The organism is Jutongia huaianensis, assembly GCF_014384985.1.
Taxonomy (GTDB): Bacteria; Bacillota; Clostridia; order Lachnospirales; family Lachnospiraceae; genus Jutongia; species Jutongia huaianensis.
The window spans coordinates 120,694-135,910 of record NZ_JACRSX010000005.1; the positions used below are offsets into that span (position 1 = coordinate 120,694).

7 protein-coding genes are annotated in these 15,217 nt (G+C 47.0%); 4 read left to right on the plus strand and 3 right to left on the minus strand.

Annotation, left to right across the window (positions count from 1 at the left end; translation table 11 throughout):
- Positions 1–11 precede the first annotated feature (11 nt).
- Positions 12–1,298, plus strand: a complete 1,287-nt coding sequence (locus H8704_RS06120; RefSeq protein WP_249297697.1) for an ABC transporter permease — start codon at positions 12–14, stop codon at positions 1,296–1,298.
- Between the two features lie 86 nt (positions 1,299–1,384).
- Here H8704_RS06120 and H8704_RS06125 read toward each other — a convergent pair whose 3' ends face one another.
- Positions 1,385–2,857, minus strand: a complete 1,473-nt coding sequence (locus H8704_RS06125) for a TrkH family potassium uptake protein (RefSeq protein WP_249297698.1) — start codon at positions 2,855–2,857, stop codon at positions 1,385–1,387.
- Positions 2,858–2,870: 13 nt separating this feature from the next.
- Entirely contained in the window at positions 2,871–4,259 is a 1,389-nt protein-coding gene (trkA, locus tag H8704_RS06130; RefSeq protein ID WP_249297699.1) for a Trk system potassium transporter TrkA, read from the minus strand.
- 224 nt (positions 4,260–4,483) lie between these two features.
- Between trkA and spoIIID the strand changes: the two genes are divergently transcribed.
- Positions 4,484–4,765, plus strand: a complete 282-nt coding sequence (gene spoIIID, locus H8704_RS06135) for a sporulation transcriptional regulator SpoIIID (protein ID WP_118676919.1) — start codon at positions 4,484–4,486, stop codon at positions 4,763–4,765.
- Positions 4,766–4,821: 56 nt separating this feature from the next.
- Here spoIIID and H8704_RS06140 read toward each other — a convergent pair whose 3' ends face one another.
- Positions 4,822–7,158 carry a glycoside hydrolase family 3 C-terminal domain-containing protein gene (locus tag H8704_RS06140; RefSeq protein ID WP_249297700.1) on the minus strand — a complete coding sequence of 779 codons (2,337 nt, stop codon included), beginning with the start codon at positions 7,156–7,158 and terminating at the stop codon, positions 4,822–4,824.
- Positions 7,159–7,370: 212 nt separating this feature from the next.
- Between H8704_RS06140 and rpoB the strand changes: the two genes are divergently transcribed.
- The gene (rpoB, locus tag H8704_RS06145; RefSeq protein WP_249297701.1) at positions 7,371–11,264 is read left to right on the plus strand and encodes a DNA-directed RNA polymerase subunit beta; all 3,894 of its coding nucleotides are present in this window, start codon (positions 7,371–7,373) and stop codon (positions 11,262–11,264) included.
- 50 nt (positions 11,265–11,314) lie between these two features.
- Positions 11,315–15,067, plus strand: a complete 3,753-nt coding sequence (gene rpoC / locus H8704_RS06150) for a DNA-directed RNA polymerase subunit beta' (RefSeq protein ID WP_249297702.1) — start codon at positions 11,315–11,317, stop codon at positions 15,065–15,067.
- Positions 15,068–15,217: the final 150 nt, after the last annotated feature.

The window sequence follows — 15,217 nt, forward strand, 5'->3', positions numbered from 1 at the left end:
GGAGGCAGAAAATGCTGATTTGGGAAAATATCAAGATTGCATGTAAAGCACTGTTTTCCAATAAGCTTCGAGCGTTATTGACGATGCTGGGTATCATTATCGGTATTGGTTCTGTCATTGCGATCATGACGGTGAGTGAATCATTGACCACATCCATATCCGACAGCTTTCAGGAGATGGGAGCCAATAACATTACGGTAGGACTATCCGCCAAAAGTGAGGAAGAAGAGGTTCGTGTCGACGGAATGAGATTTGGAGCCGGTAATCGGAATGCATCTATTACGGAGGATGACAGGATCACGGATGCTATGCTGCAAAAAATGAAAAAAACATTTCAAAACCGGATTTCTGCGGTGGCGATCAGTGAATCGGCAGGATCTGTTACGGTAGAAAAGGACGGTGATTCTGCCAGTTTGAATGTATCAGGCGTAAATAAAGATTATTTTCGAAGTGACAAGGTTACCCTGCTGGCGGGGCGTTCTATCAAAAAAGCTGATCTGGAGGGAAATAAGCATGTCATTATGGTATCGGATCAGATGGTGGAAACCCTGTTTGATGGAGACAATGAAAGTGCATTATGGCAGAAGATCAGTCTGAATATTGATGGGAATTATCAGGATTTCTATATTGTAGGGGTGTATCAGTATGAAAGCGAGGGAACGGTCAGTGACAGTTCGGAGGATGTTACGACAAATGCGTATATTCCGCTGACAACCGCCAAGGAAATCATGCATTCCGATGATGGCTATACGCAGTTTACCATTGTGACAGACACTTCTGTTTCCAGTGTATCGGATTTCGCAGATCAGATCGAGACGTTTTTTACACCTTATTATATGAGTAATGACAATTATGAGATTGCCACATCTACAATGGAGTCAATGACGGAGTCTATGAGTGAAATGATCCGGACCGTGTCACTGGCGATTTCGCTGATCGCGGGTATATCCCTTCTGGTGGGCGGCATTGGCGTTATGAATATTATGCTGGTTTCCATTACAGAAAGGACAAGAGAGATTGGAACAAGAAAGGCGCTGGGAGCGACCAATGGATCGATCCGTCTTCAGTTTATCATAGAATCCATGGTACTTTGTGTGGTGGGTGGCTGCCTGGGAATCGCGCTGGGACTGATCCTTGGATCTGTGGCGGCATCGGTACTGGGATATTCCGCAACGACACCGGTGGCAGCAATTATGATTGCTGTACTGTTCTCTATGGTCGTCGGGGTATTCTTTGGATATTATCCGGCCAACAAAGCGGCCCGGCTGGATCCCATCGAGGCACTGCGATACGAATAAAGCGAATAGAATTTGCCTGGCAACTTTGTGAAAATAAAATAACACCTTCGAAAACGGCTCCAAACGCTGCTTTCGAAGGTGTTTCTTTATGCTTTCTGTTTCTTTTTGCGGTGACTTTCAAAGGAATCTTTCCAGATGGCAGGATGGAACAGGATCAGCAGCGGAAACAGCTCCAGCCGGCCGGCCAGCATATCAAACATCAGTACAAGCTTGGAAAAGACATTGAAATGTCCGAAGTTCTGTGTTGGTCCTACCTTGGAAAGACCGGGTCCCATATTATTGATGGTGGTGAGAACTGCGGTAAAGTTGGTGACCAGATCCTCATCCTCGAAGGAGATCGCAAAGACGGAAAGAGAAAAAATAATCATAAACGTAATAAAAAATACATTGATGGAACGGACGACCTCGTGGTCCACCGGTTTGCCCTCCACATTAATTTTGCGGACGCTCTTTGGATGGATATAACTGTTTAATTCCTTTAAAACAGTTTTAAACATAATGACAATCCGCGACACTTTAATACCGCCGCCGGTACTGCCTGCGCAGGCACCCACAAACATCACAATGATCAGAATGGTCTGGCTGGTCTGCGGCCACAGGTCAAAATCAGTGGTGGAAAATCCCGTGGAGGTGGCAAGGGACGCAACCTGAAAAACGGAATGTGTCATTGCTTCAAATCCGGTTGGATACATGGTACGGACATTTAAGAATATAATCGTTACGGCGATCAGGATCATGGCGAGATAATAATGAATCTCCTCCATAGATATCGCCTTGCGGAAATGACGGTACAGGATATAAAAATAAAAGTTGAAGTTGATACCAAACAATATCATAAAGATGGCAACTACCCATTGTATATAGGGTGAATAGCCCATTATACTGTCATTTTTGATACCGAAGCCTCCGGTGCCGGCAGTACCAAAGGCGGTAGTAAGCGCATCAAAAACAGGCATTTTGCCTGCCAGCAGAAAGATAAACTCAATAACCGTCATGCCAAAATAGATGGTATACAGGATCATTGCGGTATAACGTACCTTTGGTACCAGCTTGCCCACAGATGGTCCGGGGCTTTCTGCACGCATCAGGTTGATACTGGAGCCGCCACTCAACGGGAGGATTGCCAGAAGAAAGACAAGAACGCCCATGCCGCCGATCCAGTGTGTAAAGCTTCGCCAGATCAGTGCAGTGTGCGATAAGCCTTCTACATTGCTGAGAACCGTGGCTCCGGTGGTGGTAAAACCGGAGATTGTTTCAAAAAGTGCATTTTCCCATTGGGGAATCTCGCCGCTGATCCAGAAAGGGATCGCACCAAAAAGACTCAGAATGATCCAGCTTAAGGAGGTGGCAAGACATCCCTCCTTCAAATAAAAGACTGTGTTTTTGGGTTTGCGGTATGTCATAAGCACGCCCAAAAGCATGCAGACACAGGCGACGAGAAAGAAATAGCGTCCTTCTTCCTCATGGTAAATAAGAGATGTAACACAAGGAAGCAGCATAAACGCTGCTTCTATTTTTAGTACATAACCGAGAATATATTTTAATATCGAATAATTCATAACCCTTCATCCTTTATTTCAGAATATCCTGAAGATCATTAAAACCGGTATGGGTAGTTACTACCATAACCGTATCTCCGACCTGAATGGAATCAGAACCGGTCGGGATCAGAATGGATCCGTTGCGGCTGATAAAGCAGATTAACAGATTGTCCTTGAGAGACAGATCCATTAAAGGTATATCTGTGACAGCAGATAGTTCATTGACGCGGAATTCAATGGCTTCTGCACGGGAATCAAACATATGGTACAGTGTTTCGATATTGCTGCCCATAGAATCCTTTTTGGCGCGGACGTATGCAACGATGGTCTCGGAGATGATATACCGGGGGTAAACAACGCTTCCCAGATCCAGACGGCTGATCACGTCCTTAAAATTCATCCGATTGATCTTTGTGATGACTTTCGCTTTGGAAATCTGTTTGGCATGGAGAGTCAAAAGTATGTTCTCCTCGTCAATACCGGTCAATGGAACGAAAGATTCAATCGAATCAATGCCTTCCTCTTCCAGCAGGTCTTCGTCTGTACCATCTCCGTTGATAATGGTAGCTTTTGGAAGAAGCTCACTTAAGACTTCACATCGTTTCAGATCCTGCTCCACAATCTTGACGGAAACGCCCATCGGCAGGAGCTGCTTTGCGAGATAGTATGCCGCTTTGCTGCCGCCAATGATCATGGTACTTTTTACCTGATTTGTTTTGATGCCGATATCCTCCAGAAAAAAGCGACCGTGTCCCTTCGGTGCGACAAAGGAAATCTTATCTCCGCCCAGAAGAAGGGAATCGCCGGATGGGATGTACATGGCACCACTGCGCTCAATGCCACAGATCAATACACTTGTGTTGATCTTTTTACTGAGCATTGCCACGCTCATTCCGTCTAATATATTATTTTCGGGGATTTGAATCTTGATCAGCTCAGCCTGTCCATGGGCAAAAGAATTGACTTCTAATGCGGTTGGCAGATACAGGATCCTTGCAATCTCTCTGGCAGCCTCCAGCTCCGGATTGATGATCATGGCAAGTCCAAGCTTGTCCCGGAGATAACTTGCCTCTCCGCTGTAATCCGGGGTGCGGACGCGGGCAATCGTGGAGCAGTTTGCAACCTGATTTGCCACGGTGCAGCACAGAAGATTTAATTCATCCGATTCTGTTACAGCGATCAGCAGATCCGCAGAGGCAATACCGGCGTCCATCTGAACACGGTGGCTGGCACCGTTTCCGGCTACGCCCATAACATCATAAATGCTTCCGACTTCCTGGACCTTTTTGGCATCCTGATCAATGATCGTAATATCGTGTCCTTCTTTTACAAGCTGTTCGATCAGTGTAAGTCCTACTTTTCCGCAGCCAACGATAATAATATTTAGTCCCTGTTTCGCCGGCTTCTTTGCGATCAACATAAATCTTACCTCCCAAAACAAATACCCGGACGACACACAAAAAACGTGGAAGACAGGGTGACATATCTAAACACTCTATACTATATTCTTTTTTTACACAAGTTTCAAGAAAAATTTGTCCGGAATCATAAGAAAGAATTTTCTGCATAGGATGAAGTAAGGTATGAAATGAGGAGAAACACTCAGTGGAAAAGAAAAAATATGAAAAATATCGGTTAGGTTCATTGTCAGAATGTCTGGAGGAACGCGCCGTTTTGCTGGCACAGTATATGATCGAACATAAAGCAACGGTCCGGCAGACAGCGGCAGTATTCGGGGTCAGCAAAAGCACGGTACATAAGGATCTGACGGAGAAGCTTCCGGCGATCAATCACGCTCTGGCATCGCAGGTACGGGAGGTACTGGATGTCAATAAGTCTGAACGCCATATCCGGGGAGGACTTGCCACGAAAGAAAAATATCTTCTAAAAGAAAAAGAACAGGAGAAATTCCGGAATGCTTATTAAATGCATGGAAAATTCTCCTGCTTCAGGAAGCTCTCTGTCAGAGCTTAAAAACTGTATTATGACTGCTTCTCATTGATGGCACGGATCGTTTCCTGGATATCTTCCCAGGTCAGCTGGTCTGTGCTGAATGAGAGAATGGAATGCAGCGGGGTATCATTATACATTGCCCGCATCATCATTGCTGTTCCGCCACCCATACTGTCATTCTCTTTGTCAGCGGAATCAATAAAGCCGCTTTTGACCATCAGATCATCAAGAGGAGACGGATCGTTTGCGTGATCATATACATCACCGCAGGAGGTAATATCTGTTACGATAAACGGCAGTTTCTGCTCATTTTCCAGATGAAGCGTCAGACGCTGACGTACATCCCTGGAGGAAGCGGAGAGTAACAGTTCATAGTCTCCGGATGGTGCATACCAGTCATGGATCTGTGTATTGTAATAGGAAAAGGAACGTTCATCCAGCTCCAGGGTGATCGTTTTGGTTTCGCCCGGCTCCAGACCGATCTTGGTGAAGTTTCGCAGCTCCTGTTCCGGACGGATGGCATCGCATGCAGCATTTTTTACATAGAGCTGGACAACCTCTTTACCGTATACATCACCGGTATTTGTAATATCTACAGATACCAGGATCTGATCCTGCGGTTTTGCCGTAATGGAAGGGATCACATTTGGCTCGGAACCCTCTGCATTATTTGTGGCAGAGCTGCTGACAGACTGGCCGTTGACGATGAGCTTGGCATTGGAGTACCGGAAGCTTGTGTAGCTGAGACCGTATCCGAATGGGAAAAGGACATCCATTTCCCGTTTGTCATAGTAACGGTATCCTATAAAAATGCCTTCGCTGTAATGGGACTCATTCTGTGCTCCGGGAAAATTCAGATAGGTTGGATTGTCCTGGACACGGAGCGGGAAGGTTTCCGCAAGCTTGCCGGACGGATTTACTTTGCCGTAGAGCAGATCTGCTGCGGCAGCACCGCTCGCCTGGCCGGAAAGATACATTTCAAGTACGCCCTTTACCTCGGAAAGCCAAGGCATACGGATTGGAGAACCGTTGTGCAGGACAACGACGGTGTTTGGCTGTACCTTGCAGATTTCATGGATCAGATGGTTCTGGCTTTCCGGCATATCCAGATGGGTCCGGTCAAAGCCTTCACTTTCAAAGGAATCCGGCAGTCCCGCAAAAATCACAGCGACCTCAGCAGCCTTTGCTGCGTCAACCGCTTCTTTTAACAGAGCTTCGTCTGTCTCATCCTGTTCAGAACAGAAGCCCTTGCTGTAAGTAATGTTTGAATTATCCTTCAGGGCCTCCAGTGCACTTTCCACGCGGAAACAATTAATATGACTGGAGCCGCCGCCCTGAATACGGGGGATTTCCGCAAACTCACCAATGATGGCGATCTTCTGGGATTCCTTTAGAGGAAGGATTCCATCGTTTTTCAGAAGAACAGCGCTGTTGCCGGCCATTTTGCGGGCAAGCTGATGGTGGGCTTCCTTATCATAGGAAGCATTTTCTTTCTTATTAAAATAATATTTATCTACCGCAGTCAGGATCCGTTCTACGGTTTTGTCTAAAGTATCCATAGAAACGGTACCTTTTTTGACTGCTTCTACGATCTGTTTGTCAGTTTCTCCGTGACAGTCCGGCATCTCCAGATCCAGCCCGGCATTTAAGGATTTCACGCGGTTATTCATGGCACCCCAGTCTGTCATAACAAGACCCTCAAAGCCCCACTCATCCCGGAGGACTTTGTTTAACAGCCAGTCATTTTCGCAGGAATAAGTGCCGTTGATGCGGTTGTAGCTGCACATAATGGTCCATGGCTGCGCTTTTTTGACAACCTGCTCAAAAGCGGTCAGATATGTCTCACGAAGCGTACGCTCGTCCACCTGGGCACTGACATTCATACGACGGGTTTCCTGATTGTTCGCAGCAAAATGCTTCAGGCTGGTTCCGACATTCTTTTCCTGAACGCCATTTACAAAGGCCGCACCGATCTCTCCGGCTACATAGGGATCCTCGGAGTAATATTCGAAGTTTCTGCCTCCCAGAGGGGATCGTTTCATATTGATACCCGGTCCCAGAAGAACGGCAACATCCTCTGCCTGACACTCTTCTCCAAGGGCATTGCCTACCTCCCGGACGAGATCGCGGTCAAAGGAGGACGCCATAGAGGAAGCAGTAGGAAAGCCAACGGCGAGAATGCTTTCGGCCCATCCCATATTGTTTCCGACCTCTTCCTGCTTGCGAAGTCCGTAAGGTCCGTCAGAAACCATAATACTCTTTAAGCCGACCCGGTCCACCGCTTCGGTGTGCCAGAAATCTGCACCGGAGCAAAGGCTTGCTTTTTCTTCCAGTGTCATATCCTGTATCATTTTTTTGATGTTCATATATGTCTCCTTTCTTATTATATATAAAATTTATAGAAAGAATTATTCAATAAAACGGAAAAGCTTGACAACCATCAGATTAGATGGTAAGATGGAAAATGCACTTATTGTGGCAGATTATAAACTCAAACAGGTATAACGTATATTATATCATAGTTTATGAGGATTGAAAAGCCACAAAATACTCTACAAAATTAAGGAGTGAAACGGCGATGGAGAAAAACAGAATACGTCCGGTAAAAGTAGGCAATGGTGTGAGAATGAGTTATGCCCATCAGGGAGAAGTTCTGGAGATGCCAAACCTCATTGAGGTGCAGACCAATTCTTACCAGTGGTTTTTGGATGATGGTCTGAAGGAAGTATTTCGGGATATTTCCCCAATCTCTGACTTTGGCGGTCATCTCAGCCTGGAATTTGTTGATTTCAAGCTTTGCAGAGACGAGAGCAAGTACGATATTGACCAGTGTAAGGAGAGGGATGCTACTTATTCAGCACCTTTAAAGGTTAAGGTTCGTCTGCACAACAAAGAGACTGAGGAAATCAAGGAACACGAGATCTTTATGGGTGAATTGCCTCTTATGACAGCGACAGGTACCTTTATCATCAATGGTGCTGAGCGTGTTATCGTAAGTCAGTTAGTACGTTCCCCAGGCATTTACTATGCGATCGGTCATGACAAGATCGGTAAAGAGTTATTTTCATCTACAGTAATCCCGAATCGTGGTGCGTGGCTGGAGTATGAGACGGATTCCAATGATGTCTTCTTCGTCCGTGTAGATAGAAATAGAAAAGTTCCGATTACTGTATTCCTGCGTGCTCTTGGACTGGGCACCAATGCAGAGATCAAAGAGCTTTTCGGTGAGGAGCCAAAGATCCTTGCAAGTATCGAGAAGGATACAACAGAGAATTATCAGGATGGTTTGCTTGAGCTTTACAAAAAGCTTCGTCCGGGCGAGCCGCTTTCCGTAGACAGTGCCGAGAATCTTCTCAATGGTATGTTCTTCGATCCAAAGAGATATGATCTGGCAAAGGTCGGAAGATATAAGTTTAATAAGAAGCTGCATTTCAAGAACCGCATCGTAGGATGCAGACTGGCAGAGGATGCAGTAGATACTGTGACCGGCGAGAAGCTGGAGGCAGGTACACTGATCACAGAGGAGATCGCAGTCCAGCTTCAGAATGCTGCAGTTCCTTATGTGATGGTTGAGCATGAGGAGCATGTGACAAAGGTTCTTTCCAACCTGATGGTTGACCTTCGTTATTATCTCCCGGATGTGGATCCGAAGAGCATTGGTGTGACAGAGGATGTATATTATCCACTGTTAAAGCAGATCCTGGACGAGAACGAGTCTCAGGAGGATATCATCGAGGAGATCCAGTACAATATCTCTGAGCTGATTCCAAAGCATATCACCAAGGAAGATATCTTTGCTTCCATAAACTACAATATTCATCTGGAGTATGGTATTGGTAATGATGACGATATCGATCACCTGGGTAACCGTCGTATCCGTGCAGTAGGCGAGCTGCTTCAGAACCAGTATCGTATCGGTTTGTCACGTATGGAGCGTGTTGTTCGTGAGAGAATGTCCACACAGGATCTTTCTTCCATCACAGCACAGTCTCTGATCAATATTAAGCCGGTAACGGCAGCCGTTAAGGAGTTCTTCGGAAGTTCCCAGCTGTCACAGTTCATGGATCAGAATAACCCGCTGAGTGAGCTGACTCACAAGCGTCGTCTTTCTGCATTAGGACCTGGTGGTCTTTCCCGTGACCGTGCCGGATTCGAGGTACGAGATGTCCATTATTCTCATTACGGACGTATGTGTCCTGTAGAGACTCCTGAGGGACCAAACATCGGTTTGATCAACTCTCTGGCATCTTATGCACGCATTAATGAATATGGTTTTGTCGAGGCTCCTTACCGTAAGGTGGACAAGACAGATCCTGCAAATCCTCGCGTAACCGATGAGGTAGTTTACCTCTCTGCTGATGAGGAGGATAAATATACTGTTGCACAGGCGAACGAGGCACTTGACGCAGAAGGTCATTTTGTGCGTAACAGTGTATCCGGTCGTCGTCGTGAAGAGACATCTGAGTTCCCGAAGAAGGATATCGATCTGATGGACGTATCTCCTAAGATGGTGTTCTCTGTGGCAACAGCCATGATCCCGTTCCTGGAGAACGATGATGCGAACCGTGCCCTGATGGGATCCAACATGCAGCGTCAGGCAGTACCGCTTCTTGTGACAGAGGCTCCTGCGGTTGGTACCGGTATGGAGATGAAGGCTGCGATCGACTCCGGTAACTGTGTGATCGCAGAGGCAGATGGTGTGGTTGAGCGTTCCGCTTCCAATGAGATCATTGTGAAGGAGACAAACGGCACCATTCATAATTATAAATTAGCGAAGTTCCAGCGAAGCAACCAGGGAACCAGCATGAACCAGAGACCTCTGGTCAACAAGGGAGACGAGGTAAAGGCAGGTCAGGTCCTTGCAGATGGTCCTTCTACCTGTGGTGGTGAGATTGCCCTTGGTAAGAATCCGTTGATCGGTTTCATGACATGGGAAGGTTACAACTACGAGGATGCGGTTCTCTTAAGTGAGAGACTGGTTCAGGAAGACGTTTATACTTCTGTACACATCAGCGAGTACAATGCCGAGGCAAGAGATACCAAGCTGGGTGCAGAGGAGATTACCCGCGATGTGCCGGGCGTTGGTGACGATGCACTGAAGGATCTGGATGAGAGAGGTATCATCCGTATCGGTGCTGAGGTTCGTGCCAATGATATTCTTGTCGGCAAGGTTACTCCAAAGGGAGAGACAGAGCTGACCGCAGAGGAGAGACTTCTTCGTGCGATCTTTGGTGAGAAGGCAAGAGAAGTACGTGATACTTCCCTGAAGGTTCCTCATGGTGAGTTTGGTATCGTTGTGGATGCCAAAGTATTTACCAGAGAGAACGGTGATGAGCTTCCACCGGGAGTAAATGAAAATGTTCGTATCTACATTGCCCAGAAGCGTAAGATTCAGGTGGGTGATAAGATGGCTGGTCGTCACGGTAACAAGGGTGTGGTTTCCAGAGTACTTCCTGTGGAGGATATGCCATTCCTTCCAAACGGACGTCCTTTGGATATCGTGCTGAATCCTCTGGGTGTGCCTTCCCGAATGAACATCGGTCAGGTCCTGGAGATTCATCTGAGTCTGGCTGCCAAGGTACTTGGTTTTAATGTAGCAACTCCTGTCTTTGATGGTGCAAACGAGCACGATATCATGGATACATTGGAGATGGCAAACGATTATGCCAATACCCCGCTGGATCAGACAGAGCTTGAGGCAGAAAAGGCAAAGGCTGCAGCGGATGGCGTAGAGTATCCGGCAGACGTTGTTCCTTTCGTTGATAAATATAAAGATATTCTTGATCCGGAGGTTATGAACTATCTGGTAGAGAATAAGGATTACCGTCAGCAGTGGAAGGGTGTACCGATCCGCCGTGATGGTAAGGTTCGTCTTCGTGACGGACGTACAGGTGAGTACTTCGATGGTGAAGTTACCGTTGGTTTCATGCACTACCTGAAGCTGCATCATCTGGTTGATGATAAGATCCATGCACGTTCTACCGGTCCTTACTCACTGGTAACACAGCAGCCTCTGGGTGGTAAAGCCCAGTTCGGTGGACAACGTTTCGGAGAGATGGAGGTATGGGCGCTGGAGGCTTATGGTGCTGCATATACACTTCAGGAGATCCTGACTGTGAAGTCCGATGATGTGGTTGGACGTGTGAAGACATATGAGGCGATCATCAAGGGAGAGAATATCTCTGATCCTGGTATCCCTGAGTCCTTCAAGGTACTCCTCAAAGAGCTGCAGGCACTTGCTCTTGATGTAACTGTTCTGGATGAGAACGGTAATGAAGTACCGATGACGGAGAGTGTAGAAGAGGATAATGCTGAGGACATCAAGCCATTGATCGATGGCGATGCCAACTTTGCATTTGGCAGTGGTGAGTCCTTTGAATCTGCCGGTTTTAAAGAGGGAACTGCAGAAGAGTTAGAGAATGACGACATTTTTGGTGATTTTGAAGCTTCAGAGGAGCCGGATCTGTTATAAGACGAAACTTCGGATTTACACAACCTGGATGTGGAAGAATGGAGGTTACTATGATCGATAGTACTGTAAAGGAAGAAAAGCATATCACATATGATGCGATCAAGATTGGTCTTGCATCTCCGGAAAAGATCAGAGAGTGGTCCCGTGGTGAGGTAAAGAAGCCGGAGACCATCAACTACAGAACATTAAAGCCGGAAAAGGACGGACTGTTCTGTGAGAAGATCTTTGGACCGAGCAAGGACTGGGAGTGTCATTGTGGTAAATATAAAAAGATTCGTTATAAAGGCGTTGTCTGTGACCGTTGTGGTGTCGAAGTAACAAAGGCCAGCGTACGTCGTGAGCGTATGGGTCACATTGAGCTGGCAGCACCGGTATCACATATCTGGTATTTCAAGGGTATTCCAAGCCGTATGGGTCTGATCCTTGATGTGTCTCCAAAGAACCTGGAAAAGGTCCTTTACTTTGCGTCATATATTGTACTGGAGGCGCAGGATGGTATTGGTCTGCAGCAGAAGCAGATCCTCTCTGAGGCAGAGTATCAGGAGGCAAGAGCAAACTATGGCAATGCATTCCGTGCCGGCATGGGTGCTGAGTCTATTATGGAGCTTTTGATGAGCATTGACCTTGAGGAAGAGTCCAATACCCTCAAGGAGGAGCTGAAAAACGCATCCGGTCAGAAGCGTGCACGTATCATCAAGAGACTGGAAGTGATCGAGGCATTCCGTGGTTCCGGAAACAAGCCGGAATGGATGATCCTTACTGTTATTCCGGTAATTCCACCGGATCTTCGTCCTATGGTACAGTTGGACGGAGGACGATTTGCAACATCTGATATGAATGATCTGTATCGTCGTATCATCAATAGAAATAACCGTCTGAAGAGACTGCTGGAGTTAGGTGCGCCTGATATTATCGTCCGCAACGAGAAGAGAATGCTCCAGGAGGCAGTGGATGCCCTGATCGACAACGGTCGTCGTGGACGTCCTGTTACAGGTCCCGGAAACAGACCTCTCAAGTCTCTGTCTGATATGTTAAAGGGTAAGCAGGGACGTTTCCGTCAGAACCTGTTAGGTAAGCGTGTTGACTATTCCGGCCGTTCCGTTATCGTCGTTGGTCCTGAACTTAAGATCTATCAGTGTGGTCTTCCAAAGGAGATGGCTATTGAGCTGTTCAAGCCTTTCGTTATGAAGGAACTGGTAGCAGACGGAACAGCACACAATATTAAGCAGGCCAAGAAGATGGTTGAGAAGCTTCAGCCGGAGGTATGGGATGTGCTGGAGGAGGTTATCCGTGAGCACCCGGTTATGCTGAACCGTGCCCCTACACTTCACCGTCTTGGTATTCAGGCATTTGAGCCGACACTGGTAGAGGGTAAGGCAATCAAGCTTCATCCACTGGTATGTACCGCGTTCAACGCCGATTTCGATGGTGACCAGATGGCTGTGCATCTGCCGTTGTCCGTAGAGGCTCAGGCAGAGTGCCGTTTCCTTCTTCTTTCACCAAACAACTTGCTGAAACCGTCCGATGGTGGTGTGGTTGCCGTTCCTTCACAGGATATGGTACTTGGTATCTACTATCTGACACAGGAAAGACCGGGTGTAAAGGGCGAAGGCAAGTTCTTCAAGTCTGTCAATGAAGCGATCACAGCTTACGAAAACGGCGTGGTTACACTTCACTCACGTATTACAGTCCGCAGAAGCGGTGTTAATGCCGAGGGACAGGTTGAAATCAAAAACATTGAGTCTACTCTGGGACGTTTCATCTTCAACGAGATCCTGCCGCAGGATCTGGGCTTTGTAGACAGAAGCAATCCGGACAATTTCCTGACACTGGAGGTAGACTTCCATGTAGGTAAGAAACAGTTAAAGCAGATCCTGGAGAAGTGTATCGATGTACACGGTGCAACAGGTACTGCTGAGACAATGGATCATATTAAAGCATTAGGTTATAAGTATTCTACCCGTGCAGCAATGACCGTATCAATTTCTGATATGACCGTGCCTGCTGCAAAGAAGGATATTCTGGCAGATGCAGAAAAGACAGTTGAGACGATCACGCGTAAGTTCCACCGTGGTCTCCTGACCGAGGAGGAGCGTTACAAGGCAGTTGTCAATACATGGTTCGCAGCCGATGATAAGCTGACCAAAGCTCTGATGGCTGGTCTGGATCGTTATAATAACATCTTCATGATGGCTGATTCCGGTGCCCGTGGTTCTCAGGCACAGATCAAACAGCTTGCCGGTATGCGTGGACTGATGGCAGATACATCAGGACGTACTATCGAGCTCCCGATCAAGTCAAACTTCCGTGAAGGTCTTGACGTATTGGAGTACTTCATTTCCGCTCATGGTGCCCGTAAGGGTCTGTCCGATACAGCCCTTCGTACCGCCGATTCCGGATACCTGACCCGTCGTCTGGTCGATGTATCTCAGGAGCTTTCAATCCGCGAGGTAGACTGCAGCGTGGGACGTGATGAGATTCCGGGTATGGAGATTGGGGAGTTTGCCGATGGCAAGGAGCTGATCGAGTCTCTGGAAGAGCGTATTACAGGAAGATTCTCCTGTGAGAATATATATGATGACAATGGTGAACTGATCGTAAAGGCAAACCATATGATCACACCAAAGAGAGCAGCACGTATTGTCAAGACAAAGGCAATTATGGATGCCGGTTCTAAGGCGAGAGTCAAGATCCGTACAATCCTGACCTGTAAGTCACACATCGGTGTCTGCGCAAAATGTTACGGTGCCAACATGGCAACTGGTGAGCCGGTTCAGGTTGGTGAGGCTGTTGGTATTATTGCTGCACAGTCCATCGGTGAGCCTGGTACACAGCTTACCATGCGTACGTTCCATGCCGGTGGTGTAGCCGGTGATGATATCACACAGGGTCTTCCTCGTGTCGAGGAGCTTTTCGAGGCCCGTAAGCCGAAGGGACTTGCAATTATCGCTGAGTTTGGCGGTACTGTAAGCATCCGTGATACCAAAAAGAAACGTGAAGTGGTAGTAACCAATAAAGAGACAGGTGACAGCAAGGCATATCTGATCCCTTACGGTTCCCGTATCAAGGTGCTTGAGGGACAGGAGCTGGAAGCCGGTGATGAGCTTACAGAGGGTAGTGTAAATCCACACGATATTCTTGCGATCAAGGGTGTCCGTGCCGTACAGGATTATATGATCCGTGAGGTACAGAGAGTTTACCGTCTGCAGGGTGTAGATATCAACGATAAGCATATCGAGGTTATCGTTCGTCAGATGTTGAAGAAGATCCGTATCGAGAATAACGGTGATTCCAATTATCTGCCGGGTGTTATGGTAGATGCTCTTGACTATGAGGATACTGTAGAGGCACTGACCAAGGAAGGCAAGGAGCCTCCGGAGGGAAGTCAGGTTATGCTTGGTATTACCAAGGCTGCACTGGCAACCAATTCCTTCATGTCAGCCGCATCCTTCCAGGAGACCACAAAGGTTCTGACCGATGCCGCGATCAAGGGTAAGATCGATCCATTGGTAGGTCTGAAGGAGAACGTTATCATTGGTAAGCTGATTCCTGTTGGAACCGGTATGAAGAGATATCGTTCCGTAAAACTGGACTGTGATGAAGAGGCAGAGCGCGAGATTGCAGCAATCCGTGCTGCCAAAGCTGCAAAGTCTGAGGATGAGGACAAGAAGGACGACAAGAAAGATCGTGCAAAAGAGAAAGAGGTTGTGATCGAAGAGGAGCCTGCAAAGGATTTTGCTTCTTCTGACGGAGAATTGGTATATTCTACATCCACAGAGGATGATGGCGATATCGATGCATAATTATTCATAAAATTTTAAGGGACATTTTATCTGCGGATAGAATGTCTCTTTTTTGCTTTATAGAATATTTCTATTATTTATGGAATGTTCCACGCTAAATTGTGAAATGCACCATTTATCAGGGGCTGTAATGAATCTGTAATGTTGCAA

What these genes read in the sequence shown, in the direction of transcription:
- trkA (WP_249297699.1), bottom strand. Translation starts at nt 4,259, where the DNA reads ATGTTGATCGCAAAGAAGCCGGCGAAACAGGGACTAAATATTATTATC.
- rpoC (WP_249297702.1), top strand. Translation starts at nt 11,315, where the DNA reads ATGATCGATAGTACTGTAAAGGAAGAAAAGCATATCACATATGATGCG.
- rpoB (WP_249297701.1), top strand. Translation starts at nt 7,371, where the DNA reads ATGGAGAAAAACAGAATACGTCCGGTAAAAGTAGGCAATGGTGTGAGA.
- H8704_RS06140 (WP_249297700.1), bottom strand. Translation starts at nt 7,158, where the DNA reads ATGAACATCAAAAAAATGATACAGGATATGACACTGGAAGAAAAAGCA.
- H8704_RS06120 (WP_249297697.1), top strand. Translation starts at nt 12, where the DNA reads ATGCTGATTTGGGAAAATATCAAGATTGCATGTAAAGCACTGTTTTCC.
- H8704_RS06125 (WP_249297698.1), bottom strand. Translation starts at nt 2,857, where the DNA reads ATGAATTATTCGATATTAAAATATATTCTCGGTTATGTACTAAAAATA.